The sequence below is a fragment of the Paenibacillus sp. Negev47 genome, assembly GCF_058313655.1.
Map to the genome: position 1 here is coordinate 765,516 of NZ_CM177754.1, position 19,224 is coordinate 784,739.

At 46.6% G+C, this 19,224-nt stretch carries 18 protein-coding genes; 15 read left to right on the top strand and 3 right to left on the bottom strand.

Translation table 11 applies throughout. The features are described 5' to 3' along the window. Positions 1–285 precede the first annotated feature (285 nt). A complete protein-coding gene (locus AC4G47_RS03515; protein WP_491104783.1) occupies positions 286–1,476 on the bottom strand; it encodes a cation:proton antiporter in 1,191 nt (396 codons plus the stop codon). A gap of 376 nt (positions 1,477–1,852) precedes the next feature. Here AC4G47_RS03515 and AC4G47_RS03520 point away from each other — a divergent pair, with 376 nt between their 5' ends. The 6 genes from AC4G47_RS03520 (at position 1,853) to AC4G47_RS03545 (ending at position 5,505) form a co-directional block, all read left to right on the top strand. Then, the gene (locus AC4G47_RS03520) at positions 1,853–2,425 is read left to right on the top strand and encodes a DUF420 domain-containing protein (RefSeq protein WP_458124158.1); all 573 of its coding nucleotides are present in this window, start codon (positions 1,853–1,855) and stop codon (positions 2,423–2,425) included. 72 nt (positions 2,426–2,497) lie between these two features. Then, positions 2,498–3,241, top strand: coding sequence for a 2,3-diphosphoglycerate-dependent phosphoglycerate mutase (gene gpmA, locus AC4G47_RS03525; protein WP_491104785.1), 744 nt, complete (start codon positions 2,498–2,500; stop codon positions 3,239–3,241). A 228-nt stretch (positions 3,242–3,469) separates the two neighbouring features. Beyond that, positions 3,470–3,637, top strand: a complete 168-nt coding sequence (locus AC4G47_RS03530) for a hypothetical protein (RefSeq protein WP_491104787.1) — start codon at positions 3,470–3,472, stop codon at positions 3,635–3,637. Between the two features lie 177 nt (positions 3,638–3,814). Beyond that, complete coding sequence (locus tag AC4G47_RS03535) at positions 3,815–4,723, top strand: aldo/keto reductase (protein WP_491104788.1); 909 nt, start codon at positions 3,815–3,817, stop codon at positions 4,721–4,723. Between the two features lie 85 nt (positions 4,724–4,808). Continuing rightward, positions 4,809–5,135, top strand: a complete 327-nt coding sequence (locus tag AC4G47_RS03540) for a thioredoxin family protein (RefSeq protein WP_017692202.1) — start codon at positions 4,809–4,811, stop codon at positions 5,133–5,135. 187 nt (positions 5,136–5,322) lie between these two features. Further along, on the top strand, positions 5,323–5,505 hold the full coding sequence (locus AC4G47_RS03545) for a hypothetical protein (RefSeq protein ID WP_145325849.1): 183 nt from the start codon (positions 5,323–5,325) through the stop codon (positions 5,503–5,505). A 219-nt stretch (positions 5,506–5,724) separates the two neighbouring features. On the opposite strand, the gene bacA is transcribed toward AC4G47_RS03545, so the two are convergent. Continuing rightward, complete coding sequence (gene bacA / locus AC4G47_RS03550; RefSeq protein WP_491104789.1) at positions 5,725–6,534, bottom strand: undecaprenyl-diphosphate phosphatase; 810 nt, start codon at positions 6,532–6,534, stop codon at positions 5,725–5,727. 214 nt (positions 6,535–6,748) lie between these two features. Here bacA and AC4G47_RS03555 point away from each other — a divergent pair, with 214 nt between their 5' ends. The 5 genes from AC4G47_RS03555 (at position 6,749) to AC4G47_RS03575 (ending at position 10,247) form a co-directional block, all read left to right on the top strand. Further along, entirely contained in the window at positions 6,749–7,381 is a 633-nt protein-coding gene (locus AC4G47_RS03555; protein WP_491104790.1) for a TetR/AcrR family transcriptional regulator, read from the top strand. A 118-nt stretch (positions 7,382–7,499) separates the two neighbouring features. Further along, positions 7,500–8,351, top strand: coding sequence for a substrate-binding periplasmic protein (locus tag AC4G47_RS03560; protein WP_491104791.1), 852 nt, complete (start codon positions 7,500–7,502; stop codon positions 8,349–8,351). A gap of 32 nt (positions 8,352–8,383) precedes the next feature. Continuing rightward, positions 8,384–9,028 (top strand): amino acid ABC transporter permease, encoded by a 645-nt coding sequence (locus tag AC4G47_RS03565; RefSeq protein WP_017692207.1) that lies wholly within the window; start codon positions 8,384–8,386, stop codon positions 9,026–9,028. Between the two features lie 16 nt (positions 9,029–9,044). Further along, positions 9,045–9,791, top strand: coding sequence for an amino acid ABC transporter ATP-binding protein (locus tag AC4G47_RS03570; RefSeq protein ID WP_491104793.1), 747 nt, complete (start codon positions 9,045–9,047; stop codon positions 9,789–9,791). Between the two features lie 33 nt (positions 9,792–9,824). After that, positions 9,825–10,247 (top strand): OsmC family protein, encoded by a 423-nt coding sequence (locus AC4G47_RS03575; protein ID WP_491104794.1) that lies wholly within the window; start codon positions 9,825–9,827, stop codon positions 10,245–10,247. 94 nt (positions 10,248–10,341) lie between these two features. Here the strand turns inward: AC4G47_RS03575 and AC4G47_RS03580 are convergent, their stop codons facing one another. Then, on the bottom strand, positions 10,342–10,953 hold the full coding sequence (locus AC4G47_RS03580) for a TetR/AcrR family transcriptional regulator (RefSeq protein ID WP_491104796.1): 612 nt from the start codon (positions 10,951–10,953) through the stop codon (positions 10,342–10,344). 142 nt (positions 10,954–11,095) lie between these two features. On the opposite strand from AC4G47_RS03580, the gene AC4G47_RS03585 reads away from it, so the two are divergent. The 4 genes from AC4G47_RS03585 to AC4G47_RS03600 all read left to right on the top strand — a co-directional run bounded on the left by AC4G47_RS03585 (position 11,096) and on the right by AC4G47_RS03600 (position 18,956). Next, positions 11,096–12,274 (top strand): MFS transporter, encoded by a 1,179-nt coding sequence (locus AC4G47_RS03585; protein WP_491104797.1) that lies wholly within the window; start codon positions 11,096–11,098, stop codon positions 12,272–12,274. A 216-nt stretch (positions 12,275–12,490) separates the two neighbouring features. Further along, positions 12,491–14,281 carry a sensor histidine kinase gene (locus AC4G47_RS03590; protein WP_491104798.1) on the top strand — a complete coding sequence of 597 codons (1,791 nt, stop codon included), beginning with the start codon at positions 12,491–12,493 and terminating at the stop codon, positions 14,279–14,281. Further along, positions 14,274–15,872: a response regulator gene (locus AC4G47_RS03595; RefSeq protein ID WP_491104799.1), complete on the top strand. Its 1,599-nt coding sequence runs from the start codon at positions 14,274–14,276 to the stop codon at positions 15,870–15,872. The genes AC4G47_RS03590 and AC4G47_RS03595 overlap by 8 nt, the downstream gene beginning before the upstream one ends. A gap of 174 nt (positions 15,873–16,046) precedes the next feature. Beyond that, a complete protein-coding gene (locus AC4G47_RS03600; RefSeq protein ID WP_491104801.1) occupies positions 16,047–18,956 on the top strand; it encodes a glycoside hydrolase family 2 protein in 2,910 nt (969 codons plus the stop codon). Positions 18,957–19,224 lie beyond the last annotated feature (268 nt).

The following is a 19,224-nucleotide window of genomic DNA, read 5'->3' on the forward strand; positions in this document are numbered from 1 at the left end:
GGGACAGCCTGTTGCAAATGTGCAAGGATCGAAGACCTCTTGAGTATAAGGTGGTCTTTTTTTGTTTTGTAACGAATTATGAGGAATTGAGAAGGATCACGAATACTTAGGATTTTATGATAATATAAAAAAGCCGCTCTGATCCTCTCCAACCTCCAGGGTTGAAGGTGAATGGATCAAAGCGGCGTTTGTTTCACGATTAAAGTCATTAACGACATGAAACGCTGCTACGCTTGCATCAGAGCGTCCATACCACCACTTACACAACTACATCTTTCTTCTGAGTTATCCACTCAGGTGGGATTCCTCAATACCTCTTTCCACGCGCTTTTCTCCCTTTTTACGTGCAAAGGTGATCTTGAGCAACGGTGGTGTAACCAAGGTAGTGATAATAACCATGATCACGACGCTGGTGAAGTACTCCGGATCAAGCAATCCGGCAGCGAGTCCGGTAGAAGCGATAATTAGGGCAACTTCACCCCTGGAGATCATTCCCGAGCCAATAGCCATGGAAGATGTCAGATCAAATCCGGTAAATCTTGCACCAAGCGCACCACCAATCAATTTGGTCAGAATGGCGATGATGCTAATCACAATAATGAGCCAGATCTGTGAACCGACACCATCGAATGTGACATTAAGTCCAATACTGACAAAGAATACGGGTACAAAAATACTGTAGGCAATTGGCTCTAGCTTGCTTTCGACCTCATGTTTGAATTTCGTTTGGGAAATCGCAATCCCTGCGGCAAAAGCACCAATGATACCGGCAACACCCATCCACTCGGCAAAATACGAGAAGCCAAAGCAGATAATAAGGCCTGTCGTAATCACCGTTTCGGTAACCCGCAGTGGTGCCATCCATTTCATTATCCGTGGAACAGCCAACCAACCTACAGCGATGATAATAACGAAGAACAGCAGTTTCTTGCTAATCAGCCATCCGATGGAAACGTCTCCTCCACCTGTTCCGAGCAAGCTCATCATGACAGCAAGGAGAACTACAACGAGTACGTCATCCACAACAGCCGCTCCGAGAATCGTGGTGCCTTCACGCGAGCTGAGTTGATCCATGTCCTTCAATGTCTGAACAGAGATACTTACCGAAGTTGCACAGAACAACAATCCGAAGAACATCGCGTGTGTCTGCGACATGCCAAAGGCAAGAGCAGAACTGTATCCCCCAATGAAGGGTAAAATAATACCACCAACAGCAACAGCGAAGGCTGCTTTCCAGTTTTTCTTCAATTGATCCAAATCTGTTTCCAGTCCAGCAATGAACATAAGCAATAATACCCCGATCTCGGCCATGTAATGGACGAAATCACTCTGTTGAACCCAACCAAGTAGCGCAGGTCCCAGGATGACACCGACAATCAGTTTACCTAAAACAGAAGGTTGACCGAGCCTGACGGAAAAATCACCAGCAAGTTTGGTGAAGATCAAAATAAGTGCAAGAACCAAAATAAATTCCATAGGTGTGCTCCTCTCCAGCAGTTGCGTTTTTATAGGATTACCAGCCCAAGGGCGAAAGATTCCAAGCCTAAAAAACAAAAAAAGGCATAGAACAGCATTAATAAAAAGTGCCATTCATGCCTAAAAAAAGACAAGGAGGGCCCTTGGTGACAGGCTCCTCCGGTTTAACGCGTATGTGATTAATGACACTAACTATAACACAAATTTGAGCTGTGGTAAACATCTTGCTGTCTTGGTAAGTATGAAAATGGCAGTAACGGGCACGCTAACGTCGTTTGTGTCACGTTTTGTTCAGAGTGTTGTCACTTAACAGCCCGGATTTGCCGCGATATAATGATATAGAACATAGAAGTTAGGATATGAGGAGGATTTGGCATTGGGCAAAAATAACAAAGGGGAGTCGAACATTCCATCCCCGACGAGCAATAAAAATTTCGCAGGCATCATTATCACGATTTCCATTCTCGCTAATGTCATTATTTTATTATTGTTCTTCGCACCATCTATTGGTTACAAAGGTGATGTAACCTTTGATATTACGGTGTTGCCGCGGTTTAATGCCGTGTTTAACAGTTTTACCTTCATCTTCCTGCTCGCAGCGCTAATTGCTATTATCAAGCGTAATGTGAAGTTGCACAAACGATTCATTCTTGCTGCATTCTCAACGACCCTTTTATTCCTTGTGACATATCTGACGTTTCATTACCTCTCACCAGAAACGTCCAAATTTGGCGGCGAAGGCATCATTCGTTCCATCTATTTCTTCATTCTGATCACGCATAGTATACTGGCTGCCCTCATTGTTCCATTGGCGTTGTTCACACTAGTATGGGGCTGGACGAATCAGCTGAAGAAACACCGCAAAATTGCACGCTGGACCATGCCAATCTGGTTATATGTCAGCTCTACAGGTGTCGTGGTATACCTGATGATGGCACCGTATTATTAATGTAGTTAAATGTAGTTAAGCATATCTTGCTGAACTTGGGGTAATGTTTCCATGGAAGGAAGGTTCACAGTTATGTACAGAGTTGTTTTGATTCGCCATGGACAGAGCATGTGGAATGTGGAGAACCGATTTACTGGTTGGACAGATGTGGATCTGACGACGGATGGTTATGCAGAAGCTCGTAAAGCAGGGAAAATCATGAAGGAACAGGGGTTTGATTTTGATTGCGCTTATGCATCTGTTCTGAAACGTTCTATCCGTACACTCGATATTGCGCTGGATGAGATGGACCTCATGTGGATTCCTATTACGAAGACCTGGAAGCTGAATGAACGCCATTATGGTGCTTTGCAGGGGTTAAATAAACAGCAGACGGCTTTGAAATATGGGGAAGATCAGGTGCAGGAATGGAGACGCTCCGTTCGCGTATCCCCCCCGGCATTGGACGAAAACGATGATCGATATGTGCAGGACCTGGACAAGTACAAGCGACTTGATTGCACTATCCCGTTTACGGAAAACCTGATGGATACATCGAAGCGTGTGCTGGATTATTGGAATGTGGAGATTAAACCGATGGTGTCGGCTGGCAAAAGAGTGCTGATCTCTGCGCATGGTAACACGCTTCGTTCACTCGTCATGCATCTGGACCAGCTGTCCGAGGCAGACGTCATGGCGCTCAACATCCCGACAGGTATTCCGCTTGTCTATGAACTGGATGAAGATCTGCATCCCATCGGCCACTTTTATCTGACCGCGGATGGCTCGACCTACAAACATGAAGAAATGACTCATGTGGCAACGCCATCTGATTAATAAGGTGGAGATGTGAGCAGGTGCCTGAACGATCATATGTACGAAAGCTTGTTTAACTGTTCTTGTTCTGCGGAGCCGCAAAAGAGCGAGTGGAAGATGACCGCTGAATTTTAATTCGGAGGTCATCTTTTTTTGCGCGATCATGCTTCCGCTTCGTTTCGTTTTCCGCTCAAAGGGTAATTGTCAAACAAGACACGATGTACATTTATCCTGAAGGAGGAGAAGCACATGTCTAAAAGAAGAGGAATCATGATGACGGCTATCGGTGCAGGCGTAACTTACCTGATGAGGAACAAACAAGCAAGAGATAAGTTGTTTAGTACCGTCTCCGGTATGATGAAAAGCTCCAATTCATCTCATGCAAGCAAAACCAGACCACGCGTTGAAGTGAAATAGATTTTGACATACTCGTTTAATAATTCATATCGTTATCATGAGAAAACCTGGAGCTGCAGTAGTTCCAGGTTTTTTGGTGACTTAAAAGCAAAACTTTGCTCTAGTCTGGCATGCGATTTTTGCCAGCAAGAATGATACAATGGATACTTGCAGAACGTAATGGAAGGAGATGCACACATGAAGAAAAATCATTTGGGTACATCCAATTTGATGGTGTCTGAGATTGGACTGGGCTGTATGTCTCTCGGAACCGATATAACACCTGCCGTAGCTCTAATTCATGAAGCTCTGGATCATGGCGTCAATCTGTTGGATACAGCCGATCTGTATGATGCAGGGCGTAATGAAGAAATTGTAGGACAAGCGATTAGAGGACGTCGGGATCAAGTCATTGTAGCAACCAAAGTAGGTAATCGTCGTATTGCCGGTAAAGAGGGCTGGTCGTGGGACCCGTCCAAAGCTTACATTAAGCAAGCTGTACATGAAAGTTTGAAGCGACTGCAGACGGATTATATCGATCTGTATCAGCTGCATGGCGGTACGATGGAAGATCCCATTGAAGAAACAATTGAAGCCTTCGAGGAACTGAAACAGGAAGGACTTATCCGTTATTACGGTATCTCCTCCATCCGTCCGAATGTCATCCGGGAATATGTGAAGAGGGCTTCTCTCGTCAGCGTCATGAACCAATACAGTGTGGCAGATCGCCGGGCGGAAGAGGAAGTGTTACCTTTACTTGAGCAAAACGGTATTAGTGTAATCGCTCGTGGACCTGTAGCCAGTGGTGTGCTCGCCGATTCCGGATCTGCCAAGGCAGAGAAAGGTTACCTGGATTATACGCCAGAGCAACTGCACATCATTCGCCAAGGACTAAGTCGTCTTGTCACGGACCAACGCAGTATGGCTCAGACGGCTATTCGTTACGCATTATCCCACCCTGCCGTGGCAGCTGTTGTCCCTGGTGCCAGTTCAAGAGAGCAGTTGCTGCATAATATTGCCGCTTCGAATGCACCTGAGCTCACAGTTGCGGAAATTCAGGAAATACGGGAGCTCAGTCCCGCTAATCTGTACAAGCAGCATCGTTAACTCCATCCGGCCTATTTTCAATTGTAACTATACGAGGTACAATGAAGATCAGCCAAAAAAGGAACATACAAGGGAGAGAAGACCTATGGAAAGAATTCAAAGTGAACAACAATATCTGGATACAATTAACTCTGATGGTTTTACCGTCATTAAATTTGATACAACCTGGTGTCCGGATTGCAAAAACCTGGATCGCTTTATCGGGGACGTTATCGATCAGCATACAGATAAAACCTTCTATGCCCTGGATGCAGAGAAGTTCCAGCCGTTTGCTGAAGAGAATGGTGTACGCGGCATTCCGAGCCTGCTCGTATTCCAGAACGGCAAGAAGATCGCACATCTGCATAGCAAATGGGCTAAAACACCTGCTCAAATCTCCGAGTATTTGGAGACGCTTGAATCCAAAGTTTAATTCATTTCGTGTTCGTTTAAGCAGAAGCTATCTCATGACCTCTTCCTACCGCATCACTTGGGAAGGGGTTTTTGCTTTTGAAAATGGTACGTAATAGGAGATGGAACGGGAGTTGTTTAGAATTTGTTCAGTGTGTCTCTGTATACTAGGTATTACAAACCGAATACTGGGGTGAAACGAGATACATATGAACAAAACCATTTTTGAAGAAATGCACCAACTCAGCCATAATGATGACCAAAGGTACAGATTGTTAATGAGAGGTGTAAAGCAACTGTTACAGGAACAGAAGCAAAATAGATATAATCTGCTGGAGAAATTAAAAGTTCGGAAGAAACAAAGGAATATTCAAGTGAAAGAGTGGTATTAAGCCAGAAGACATTTCAGTAGTAAACAGTCTGGTTGCCCATGTTACATAGTATACCTAAGTCGGGATCACCAATGATCTAAACGAGCGATAAAGAAAGAAGTGCAGGGGAGTCACGAAGTCACAGAAGCATAGTACAGAATATAAAATATGGCGGCCTCGTTCCGAAGGGAACACGGGGCCGCCATTGATTTTGCCTGTCTAATGAATAGGATTGTAAGACTACATCAAAATAATAAAGAACACAGCTGCCAGGACGAAGCGATATACAGCGAAGACGGTCAGACTCAATTTTTTCAAAATGGACAAGAACGTCTTAATCGCAAGCATGGCAACGATGAAAGCAGCGATGAATCCAATCGCGAAGATCGGGAAATCGCTACCGTTCAGGTGATCGATACTCTTGTACAGGTCATATCCCGTAGCACCAATCATAATTGGCACAGACACGAGGAATGTGAACTCGGCAGCAGCTACACGGCTTACCCCTGCAATGAGGCCGCCTGAGATCGTTGACCCGGAACGGGAGAAGCCTGGCCATAACGCCAAGATCTGGAATAACCCCACGATGAATGCCTGTTTGTAGGAGATATCATCGACATCATGGGTAGTAATCCGTGCACTCTTTCGACTCCAGCGTTCGGCTACAATCATCAATATACCACCAATAACGAGGCTGTACAGCACTGTCTCCGGACCAAATAAATGTGCTTTGATCCAGTCGCGGAATACAAGTCCAATGACTACGGCAGGAACCATCGCCAGGAAGATATGTGCCAGATTAAGGCGGCGGGAATAAGATCGTGTCCCTCCAGTGAAGCGGAACATATCAATGAATTTGTTCCAGTACAGTACAACAACAGCAAGTACAGCTCCGAGTTGAACAACCACCTCAAACGTTTTGACTGACTCGTTGTCCTCCGATAAACCCAGCAAGTGGGCAGTCAGAATCATGTGTCCAGTAGAAGACACGGGCAAAAACTCAGTCAAACCTTCGATGATGCCCATAATAATGGATGATATAATGTCCAATTCTCTTCCTCCTTGAAATGCAGATGACAGTCCAGGCTGTCCTGCTTGACAATGCTTGTTCATCTGAACAAGACTATCACCTATTATGATCACAAATGCACTCAACTTCAACTTATGCTTGTAACCATTTGTTTAAAACTATATTGACAAAAACCTAGTTATCCCATAGGATATAACTTAACTGACTGACTGATCAATCGGGAGGGTTACATGAATGACCAAAATTAACGGTTTGGAACCCGGAGAGGAACGCCGGGACCAGATCATACGCATAGCGATGGAACGGTTTGCCACCCAAGGTTACCATCAGACGAAAATTTCCGATATCGTCCGTGAAGCTGGTGTTGCGCAAGGAACGTTCTACTGGCACTTCAAGAGTAAAGAAGCCATTGCTTCGGAGATTGTATTAACGGGCAAGGAGAAGTTACTTGAGGCGATTGGGCAAGGCTACCGCAAGGATGCCGGATCGGTAGGGGATATGGTGAAAGCATCGGAAAGGTTGTTCACCGATATGTTCTCATTTGCTGCGCAGAATCGTTATTTTATGGAACTGTTGCTCAGAGGCATCGTATCTGAAGAATCCGTACAACGTCTGGTCGAGGAGACACGTAATGCCGTCGAGACTGCGTTCCGCCACAATATGGATCGAGCCATTGAACTCGGCATGTTACCTCAGGACATGAATGTGCCACTTCGAGCAGCATTGCTGGTGAGCATGATTGAAGGTATGATATCCCGCTGGTTATTCGGCTCTGATGAGTTGCACAGCAAGTTCTCAACCATGACAGCTTCATCCCTGGCAGCCGAGGCAGCAAGCTTTGAGTTTTATGGACTCCTGGGTAGATAAGATTCACATGATTAAGCAAAGAGCAGGGAATAATGGGTACAACTGCGGTTTAATGGACAACGAAGTAACCCAATGTACACCATGAAATGAAATACACGAATGAGAGGAAGTTAACGTAATGAACAAAACATATGGATCGAAAACTCGTAAAGGCTGGTCTTTGACAGCGATTCTGCTGATGACGATGCTCGTACTTAGCGCTTGTGGAAGTAAGGCAACAGACAATGGAGGCACGAACGGTGCACAGGCAAGTAATGAACTGGAGCAGATCAAGTCTGCTGGCGTCATTAAAGTGGGCATGATGGGCACATACGCACCGTACAACTTCCTGAATGATAAGAAAGAAATGGATGGCTACGATGCCGATATCGCACGTGAGGTTGCCAAACGTCTGGGTGTAGAGGTTGAATTTGTATCCCAGGAGTTCTCCGGTCTGACACCTAGTCTGCAAGCTAAAAAGCTGGATGCCATCATCAGCCAGATGACCATTACCGATGATCGTAAGAAAGTACTGGATTTCAGTGATCCGTATATTACGAACCAAGTTAAAATTATTGTAAAAGAAGACAATAACGATATTACCAATCTGGAAGACTTCAAGGGTAAAACGATTGGCGTAGGTCTCGGTACGAATGATGAATCATATCTGCGTAATGAAGTGTTGCCGAAAGTAGGAGACTTCACGATTAAAACCTATGATGATGTGATCTCTTCACTCAAAGATCTGAATGCTGGGCGAATTGACGCAACAATTAACAACATGTACGCGCTGAAACCGATTGTGGATGCCAACGGATTAAATATCAAAGCTGTAGGTGAACCGATTAAGAGTGATCAGGCAGGTATTGCTGTTCGTAAAGACAATCCGGAACTTGTTGCTGCACTGAATGATGCCCTCAAAGGCATGAAGGATGATGGCACGTACAATACCATTTTCAAAAAATGGTTTGGTGAAGAGCCTGCGCAATAATGAACCTGCAAGGCGAAGGGAAGATTTGACCCATGGAACTGGTATTTGAAAATATCCCCTTCTTTCTGAAGGGGGCTTACTATACGCTGTATGTAACTGTGATCTCCATGTTTTTTGCGTTCATCATCGGGGTGCTCGTTGCGATTGCTCGTCTGAAGGGACCGATGTGGCTTAGGTTGATCGCAAGATTCTATGTATCCATCATGCGGGGAACGCCGCTGCTGGTGCAATTATTCGTTATCTATTACGGATTGGTTGATTATGGAGTGACCTTGGGATCGCTCACGGCTGCATGTCTGGGACTCAGTCTGAATGCAGGTGCGTTTCTGTCGGAGACGTTCCGTGGAGCCATTCAGGCTGTACCAAAAGGACAGACGGAAGCTGCATATGCAACGGGAATGACCCCCGCTCAAGCGATGAGACGGATTATCTTCCCGCAGGCTGTGCGCATTGCCATCCCGCCAATGGGTAACACGTTTATTGGCATGTTGAAGGAAACATCACTTGTGGCGGCGATTGGTGTTACCGAGTTATTACGGTCAGCACAACTGCTGGTATCACAATATGCATTGAACATGCCGTTTTATCTGGCCATCGGTGTGATCTACTGGATCATGAGTATCGGCTTCTCGGCCATTCTGGAACAAGTGGAGCGCCGGCTGGCTCGGGCCTACTGATGGGAGGAGAGAAGCGATGATTACAACGACTGGACTTACCAAACGTTTTCAGAAAAATGAAGTACTTACGAACATCGATCTGCATGTCGATGCCAAAGATATTGTTGTATTACTTGGCCCAAGTGGTTCCGGCAAGAGTACCTTGCTGCGCTGCCTGAATGGACTGGAAGAGCTGTCCGGTGGACAGATTGAAGTGAACGGTGTTGTGGTAAACAGTACTGATTCGCTGCGTGTCCAGCGTGCCCGGGTATTGGAGATTCGTCGCCAGACCGGAATGGTATTCCAGCAGTTCAATCTGTATCCGCACAAGACGGTGCTGGGCAATGTAATGGAAGGTCTCGTTACGGTGAAAAAAATTAAACGTGACGAAGCAGCCGAACGCGGCCGGATTCTGCTGGATCGGGTGGGCTTGTCGGACAAGCAGGATGCGTATCCATCCCGATTGTCTGGTGGACAACAGCAGCGGGTCGCCATTGCACGGGCACTCGCGATGGAACCGGAAGTGATGCTGTTTGATGAGCCAACTTCAGCCCTTGACCCTGAATTGGTCGGAGAGGTACTTTCCGTTATGAAGGAGCTGGCAGAGGAAGGCATGACGATGCTGGTCGTGACACATGAATTGAAGTTTGCCCGTAATGTGGCGAACAAAATCGTCTTTATGGCGGACGGATCGATTGTGGAAGAGGCAAGTCCACAGGCTTTCTTTGAGTATCCGAAGCAAGAACGCACTCGTCGTTTCTTGCAACAGATTACTGAATTCTAACGAAACCTACGAAGAAGAAAGAAGGATAACATCATGAATGTAACAACCGTATGGAAAGGCAAACGCGCGTTTACTTCGGAAGGACCCTCTGGCTACGCCGTTGGCATGGATGCTACTGCTGCTTATGGTGGTGACAGCAAGGGAGCTACCCCGATGGAATTGTTACTGGCGGGTTTAGGCGGCTGTATGGGAATCGATATTACAATGATTCTGGACGCTTTCCTGGGCAAAATTGAATCGATTGAGATTGAAGCGCAAGGCACACGCAGCGAAGAGATGCCCAAAGGCTTCACATCCATTGATCTGATCTTCAAAGTAGATGGTGATATCCCGGATTATCGAATCTGGAAAGCCATCCAGATGGCTGAGGAAAAATATTGTGCAGTCTCCGCTTCGCTGAGCGCCGATATTCATCCGAAACTGATCCTGAATGGTGTAGACACACCTCGTCCTTAACAGCATATGCATAGATCTTAAACTGAGAAGGCACTTCCAATCGTGGGAGTGCCTTTTTTGGCTTTTCTAACCCATCAACAGTTCGTAGATAAAGTCAGGCTGAATGTTGAACAATGTTCCAGATGCCCATGAATTCCGTGATAGCCTGATCGATCGTTGCAAAAGGAACACCGTCCCGGGCTTGTGTAGATATGCCTTGCATAAAGGTATCAAATACGGTGGTCAGCATGGCTACATTCGTGGCAGCAGGAATCTCACCGATATCCACAGCTCGCTGGATGCAATCCTGCAGGCGGTTGCGAGTCAACTTTCTTTTCTCAGCGGCAATGTCACGGATATGATTGTTTTTGGAAGAACATGTGCTGGCTGACAGCACAATTAAACAGCCAGATGGATGCGAGCTGTCTGTTTGCATTTTTGCGGTACTTCTTAATGTTGTTTCAATGGCTTCTCTTGGTGACAGGGTGAGATCCGAGAAACTTTCTGTCACACGTCCAAACGTGCCCATATATCGTTCTATCACTTCCTTATACAGCGCTTCTTTGGATTCAAAGGCTGCATAGAAGCTGGCTGCTGAAATATCCCCCATGGCTGCTCGAAGCTGAAGTAATGAAGTGGCCTCGAATCCTTGCTCCCAAAAGAGCATCATCGCCTGTAATAAGGCTTCATCCCGATCGAAAATGCGCGGACGTCCCGTTCTTGCCATAAGAGATTCCCCCTTGTTTTCATAATTATATACTAATCGATCCAAAAGTCATTGACAAGGTTAGACAGTCTGAATAATATAAGGAATGATCGATCCATAATTGGATTACTTGTTCCATACTACCTTAAAAGGAGCTGCACAGATGTCGGATATATCTTCTCATCGTTTTCCGTGGTTGGGGTTGCTGGCCCTGGCTATGGCGGGTTTCATAGCCATTATGACCGAAACACTTCCTGCGGGGTTACTGCCGCAAATTAAAGAAGGGCTGCAGGTCTCAGAGGCAGGGGCGGGGCAGCTTGTCACCTTTTATGCTGTTGGGTCTTTGGTTGCTGCCATACCTGTGGCGGTGCTGACTAAGGGGTGGCGGCGGCGCCCGCTTTTACTTCTGTCCATTATCGGTTTTCTTGTCTTCAACACCATTACTGCCCTTTCGTTAAACTATGTGCTGACACTATTCGCCCGCTTTATGGCCGGTGTTGCAGCAGGTGTTTCTTGGGGCCTGATTGGTGGTTATGCATTACGCATGGTACCTGATCATCTAAAGGGAAGGGGAATGGCTGTGGCTATGATTGGAACGCCGATTGCCTTATCATTCGGTGTTCCGGCAGGTACGTTGCTGGGTTCATTTATGGGCTGGCGCTCAGTGTTCTGGCTAATGTCGTTGCTGGCCTTTATACTGATTTTCTGGGTGCTCTGGAAAGTACCCGGCTATCCGGGACAGTCAGCTGATAAACGCATCTCTGTCAGGCAAGTATTGTTCACCCCCGGTGTCATTCCCATTTTGACTGTCGTTTTGGCCTGGATGTTGGCTCATAATATTTTATACACGTATATTGCTCCTTTTCTCGCCGATGTCGGATTGGAATCCAAGGTTGGACTCATTTTACTTGTATTTGGTCTGATGGCATTGGTGGGCATCTGGGTTACAGGTATATTCATTGATCGGTGGTTGCGTATGCTGGTTCTCATGAGTCTTGCAGGCTTTGCTTTGATTTCCCTTGTATTAGGTCTTTGGAGTGAGCACGTTGTTGTGGTCTTCGGTTCGGTTGCGCTGTGGGGTCTGACATTTGGCGGTGCGGCTACCCTGTTACAGACTGCCCTTGCTCAAGCTACTGGCGAACAGGGTGTGGATCTCGTAATGCCGATTAATACAACCGTTTGGAATCTGGCTATTGCCCTTGGGGGAATGGTGGGAGGTGTTCTTCTGAATCAAGGGGGAGCTTCGTCCTTTACATGGGCCATCTTGGTTTTATCACTGGTAGCTCTGATTATTGCATGGCGTGCCAAAGGATATGGATTCCGCCCATCTAGGAGTCACTAAACTTCTGTCAGCAAAAATAATTCGGTAAGCCCGGTCGCCACGTTAATGGCGGCCTCTTCTGCTAGAGGTAGGCTGGCTTGAAGCCTGGAAATATACACCCATTTCAATGACCATCCGAAATCTGGCGGTTATGTGGTATGATAAATTAAAAGGACAGGACATCCTGATCCTGCTCTTTATATGTAAGCGCTTATACAGAAGACGGAAGGTGCAGACATGTTTAAAAGGCTGATCCGAACCACCAATAATCTCAAATTAAAGCATAAATTGCTCATTTCCTATGTACTGGTTGTCATGATCCCGGTCTTGATCGTCGGTCTTGCTGTGACCAGTTATTTTCGCCAGCAAGCCCTGGATAATGCGATTGGGCAGACCATCATTAATGTGGACAGGATCAAGAGCCAGACGGCGACCATGCTGCGTGTGCCAACCGATATATCCAACCTTTTAATGTTTAACGCGGACCTCAAGGAGATCGTGAACAAACGGTACGAGAGCGTTGTGGAGCTAACCTCGGCTTATCTTGCATACAAAGATTTTCAGGAGTATAGGCGTTTGTACCGTGAGATAGCCGGTATTCGCTTTTACTCTACCAACCCGACCTTGATCAACAACCTCGAATTCATCCCGGTGGACAAGAAGACGGAAGAGAGCTACTGGTACCAACAGGCATTGAAAACGACCAGCATTGGGTGGTTCTACATTCCGGATAAGGAGGACAATCCTGTACACAAGCTCAGTTTGGTGCGCAAAGTACCTTTTGCCGAATATCGGACCGAGGGTGTACTGATGATTGTAATCAATCAGGATGAGCTGAATGGATTGTTGCGTCAAGAACAGTTCGAGACGATGATTACGGACGAGCAGGGCTATGTGGTTGCAGCCAAGAATACCGAGCTCGTGGGTAAAACGCTGGATGAGCTTGATTTTGGTGTCGATCTGCAGAATCAGGCGAAAGGCACCATAGAGGGTGATTTCCGGGGGGAACCATCTAATATTGTGATTGATGAGCTGGGCCCTGGATCGAGTATGAACAGCCTGAAGGTGATTTCGGTTTTTGCCACCAAAAATATAGTCAAAGACGCCAATACCGTCAGCTTGATCGGCATGATTTTTATTATACTGGTGCTGGTCATCGCCCTATTATTCGTATATATTATCTCGTTCCTCACTTCGAATCGATTGCTGCGGCTGAGTAAACATCTCAACAAGCTTGCATTAGGAGACCTGAACGTGACTTCCCGAATTGATGGCAACGATGAGATTGGACAACTGTCACGACAGTTCAACTACATGGTGAAAAGTATCAATGAACTCATGACTCAGGTGGTAGAGGCAACGGAACAGAACAATCAATTGGAAATCGCCCAGAAAGAAATTAAACTGAAAATGATGGCGAGTCAGATCAATCCACATTTCTTGTTTAATGCACTGGAGTCCATTCGTATGAAAGCTCATATCAAAGGAGAAGCAGAGATTGCCAACATCGTCAGGCTGCTGGGCAAGCTAATGCGCAAAAGTCTGGAGATTGGCAGTGGAAAAACGACCTTCCGGGCTGAACTTGAAATGGTACGTTCCTATTTGGAAATTCAGAAATTTCGGTACGGCGACCGACTTGCTTTCCAGATCGACATTGATCCCGAGGTGGAGAAGATGTACATTCCCCCGCTCATTATTCAACCTTTGGTTGAGAATGCGATTGTCCATGGTCTGGAGAACAAAGAGGGTACGGTCCGCGTTCATATCAGTATTCGTTTAGTACAGAACATTGTGCAGATACGTGTAGAAGATGATGGTGCGGGCATAACGCCGGAACGACTGGCTGAGGTGATGCAGTTCATCTGTGGACCGGAGGAACAGGAGAAGAGCCGGATCGGTATGCGCAATGTACATCAACGTTTAACACTGACATATGGGGAGCCATATGGATTGCAGATTACGAGTGTATATGGGGAAGGAACAGAGGTTTCTTTCACTTTGCCAGCAGGAGGGGACCAACATGTATAAAGTATTTTTGGTGGATGATGAACCGAGCATACGTGAGGGACTGACAACCATTATCGAGTGGGAGAAATATGGATTTCAAGTCATCGGTACAGCGGCCAGCGGGCGTGAGGCCATCACTCGTTTTGAGGAACTGGAGCCTGACCTGACCATTATAGATATTCGGATGCCTGGTATGACCGGGCTGGATGTTATTGAAAAAGTGCGCGTGAACCATCCAGGTTCGCACTTTTTGATATTGAGCGGTTATGCAGATTTTGATTATGCCAAGAAAGCCATCAGTTTTGGTGTGGATGGTTATCTGCTCAAACCTGTGGATGAAGAAGAGATTATTGGTGAGCTGGAGCGTATTGCTGCGATACTGACCCGTGAACGGGAGACGATGGCGCGTCATGCGGGTGAAGATACCGTCTATAGGGAACATCAGATCGAGGCTTTACTTTTTGACAGTCTGGAGGGTGCAGGCAGTATGGAAGAAGACAGCCTGGGTCTGCACTGGCCTCACTATCAGATCGTGCTGCTTGAGATGCATGCGGCGCCAGATTTGCAGCGGGGAAGTGTCATGAAACGCAAACTGATTGAAGCGTTTGATCAGAAGGATCGAGGCATCATATTTTCATTTCATTCCGGGCTGGGTCTGTTAAGCAAGGAAGTGATCACATCCGAGTCGTCTGCAAGGAATCTGTATGTTGAGCTGGAGGGACTGCTGGGAGAATGGGATATTCACATGTATGGGGCTGCAGGGGAACCTGTACAGTCCACTGCTGAGATTGCACGGTCTTACACACAGGCGAATCGTACACTTGGGGAACGCTTCTTGTTTGCGGAGCAACGTATCATTCTATGGAATGAAGGTAGCGAAGGTGGAGGCGTTATTGGCCCAGGAGTTGAAGCTGTGGAAGGAGCACATGAACCGGATGAGGAGGAACTTGCGGACAAGTTGTATTATGCGCTGGACATCCGCAGTAGTGAGTCGGTCATGCGGGTGCTGGGTGAGATGGAAGAGCGTCTGGTTCCCTATCATCGGACAGAGCAAGCCATCAAGACGGCGTTCTCACAGGTGTTTTCTCTCGCGATCAACAAGCTCGCAGCGACGAATCAACATATGCACTCCATCATGCAGGAACACTCGGTTCTGATTAACGAAGTCTATCATCAATTCACGCTGTCTGATCTCAAAGTGATGGCAGCCGAACATTTGAATCGACTTATTCAACGTATGGGTGGAGGCAGCAAGGATACTGTACTGAAACAGATGATTGAATTTATCCAGCGTAATCCTGGTGAAAACCTCAAGCTGGAGGTACTTGCTGAAGTATTCAACTATAACAGTAGTTATCTGGGCAAGTTGTTCAAGAATCACACAGGGGAGTACTTTAATGTATTTCTGGACAAGGTTCGTATGGAAAAGGCCAAGGAATTGCTGGATGAAGGTCTCAAGGTCCATCAGGTTGCAGCCAGAGTGGGATATGCGAACGTGGACTATTTCCACGGTAAGTTCAAGAAATATGTAGGAGAATCCCCTTCCGCGTACAAACAAGCCAGAACCCAGTCCCTGTCCAAAGAATCTGCCCCTGATATGAACGAAGAATAAGTATGAAATGCCGGGCTTTGCCCATGCTTATTGAATAAAACGTTTTCGGGATCACTGGATATTTCCAGATTCATCATATTGTCCATGCACTTCCCATGATAAGCAATGGTCACGGAGTGTCTCATACCTTAGACTGGATTTACAAGAATCCAGACGAAGGGATGACTATAACATATGAATTTGTCTGATATAGGCACTGTACGTCATACATTAAACTTAAATGGAACATGGCAGTTTTGTTTGGATCTGGAGTCCGATGAACTTGTTCAACAAAAGATATTACCGCCTTCACAGCGTAAAGACACCTCATGGGGAACCGTTCAGATTCCCGGTTCATGGGAAGAGCAAGGATATGGAGATGAGCCTGAATACGGAAGGCTCGATACCTGGACCAAGGTGCGTGAGTATGAAGGCTCAGCTTGGTATGCTCAGGATGTTCTGGTTCCAACAGACGATCCTGATTGCCAGTATATATTCAGATTGAAAGGGGTCCGCTGGACAACGAATCTCTGGATCAATGGACAATACGCTGGGCAGCAGGATAGTCTGGTGAATCAGCAGAAGTGGGATGTTACCTCTCTGGTGAAGCAGGGAGAAGTGAATCGGATGGAGATTCGCGTGGATAATACGATGAAACTTCCGCTGGCTGGTAGCCATATTCATTCTTTACACACGGCCACAGCCTGGGGGGGAATCACGGGTGGTGTCTATCTGGACCGTCTGCCTCCATGCCGCATACAGACGTTACGTATTCAACCAGATGCTGAAAATGGAACCATTCTGGTTCATTGTACTGTAAGCGCTCCCGCTAATGAGATGGATAGAGGTATGCAATTGCATGTGGATATCCAGCATCCGGATGGCACATGGCTTGATCGATACAGTTGTAATGTCAAACTAAGTGCTCCTCCGAATGCTGATATAAGCTCAGAAGGTACAACTGAAATCAACGCTGTAATAGATCAGTGGCGATTGGACCTTGGGAAAGAGAAGCCTGTTGTATTATGGACGGATGAATCCCCGGAACTTTACAAAGTAGTGATCCACCTCCATGACGGTGAACAGGAACTGGATCGGCTGGAGCAATCATTAGGTGTACGTTCCTTTGCAACAAACGGGAAGCAGCTTGTATTGAATGGCACACCAGTGTATCTGCGCGGGTACGTCGATTGCTGTATCTTCCCCCTTACAGGTTATCCCGTCTGGGACAAGGAACATTATATTCAGCAGTTTCGAGTCGCCAGATCGTACGGATTCAACCATGTTCGTCTGCATGGGTGGAGTGCACCAGAGCCATTCTGGGAAGCTGCTGATGAAGAGGGCATGCTGGTACAGGCAGAACTTCCACATTGGTCTCGATTCTTTGAGCCACCGCATCAGTCTGCGCCGGCTGAAGTGTTGTCCTATCTGACACAAGAACTGGACGGGTTGCTCCAGTCGCTTCACAGACATCCTTCATTCGTCATGTTCTCCATGGGGAATGAGCTTATTGGTCCGAATGGCCATCCTGAACTTAATGCATGGGTATCAAGGGCAAGGGATATCGACCCAACCCGGTTATATACGGACAATACAGGATTTGGACAGCTTCCAGCGCAAGGGCGGGAAGGTGATTATTATATCCAGTCGTTGAACTGGCATCCCCCGCTGGAATCCGCATACTCCGCTGTGCCGGATACCACGCTGGACTATCATGCAGTTACCCGACTTGCGGAGCATCCCGTCATTGGGCACGAACATGGACAATACACCATGTATGTGCGGCCTCAGGAACGAGCCAAGTATACGGGCGTTCTGCGTCCTACCTGGTTACAACCCGTTGAAGAGTCGTTGACACACAAAGGAATGATGGCGGATCTGGAGCATTTTCAACAGGCCAGCGGTACACATCTGGTGCGGTCCCTAAAAGAAGCTATGGAGCGGATTCGGCGAACGCCAGATGCTGCGGGCGTGCAGTTGCTGGATATCCGCGACTTTCCGGGCCAGGGACATGCTACGACGGGAATTTTGGACGTATTCTGGGACGACAAAGGCATTACAACACCTGAAGAATTCAAGCGATTCAACGCAGATGTGGTTCTATTGTTAAGTTGCAAGGAGCGTACATTTTACGCTGGAGAACCTATCCAAGTGGATGTACGCATATCTCACTATGGTAAAGAGCCGCTTAAGGATGCATCCATACAGTGGAAGTTGATTAGCGATGATGTGATACTTAATAAAGGGGACTGGAAAACCGGAGATATCCAATGTGGGTCTGTAATGTCACTGGGATGCCTCATCGCTAACGCACCTTGTGAAGGGGCAGCAGCTTTTCGAATCGAAGCGGAACTGCGATCAGGCGATTCGGAGAGGATCGCAGTCAATATGTGGCATGGCTGGTCCTTCCCATTTTATCGGACTCATTCGCAATCAAAACGAATCTGGAATACCGTGGCAGAGCTGCAGTCATTCCTCGGGGAAGCACAACATGATGCTGTGGATCATATTGATGGATTTCAGTTGTTGAAAGATCGGAAGATTGACTTGGTTATCGTTCAGTCGCTAACACCCAATGTCGTTGATTATGTGGTCAACGGGGGAAGTGTTTGGTTACAGCCAACCGCAGAAGGGCTATATGATTCGGTGGAGACCAAGTACCTGCCTGTATTCTGGAATTACCTGATGTTCGCTACACAGCCTGGTGCAACGATGGGCATGTATTTGAACGATCAGACACCACTGTTGGGCTCCTTCCCGCATGATGGAGCTTCCGACTGGCATTGGTATCACCTGGTGAACGGCACCCCAGCGATATGTATGGATACTCTGCACGGGGTGAAACCACTGATTGAAGTGATCGATCATTTCCATCGGGCCAAACGGCTCGCTTATGCTTTTGAGGCAAAAGTAGGGAAGGGCAGGATTTTGGTATCCTCCATCCCGTTCACCAACCTGGCGTTAATGAAGCGTCCGGAAGCCGCCTGCTTATTTCAGGAGATACTTGCGTATCTGCATGGAGATCAATTCTGTCCGGCAACCTCCATTTCTGTTGCGCAATTGCTCGGGATCGTTAAACTGCAAACGATTCAATTCACATTGTAATTATAGGGACCCGAAAGGGTCCTTTTTGTATGCCATCAGGTTGAAGTAAACGATTTCTATAAAACGTTTTCGAAATTTACCATATCAGATTCATTTTACCTTAATATTACTTTTGTTGTATTTAAAAGTAGAATTTATCACTGATTTTAACTAAATAGTGTCTGATTATATATGCCTATATCTAATTTTTATATGATTTTCTCTAAAATCCAGATGGTATTTTGAAAACGCTCTATCGAGTATGATTATTTTATAAAACAGAGGAGGG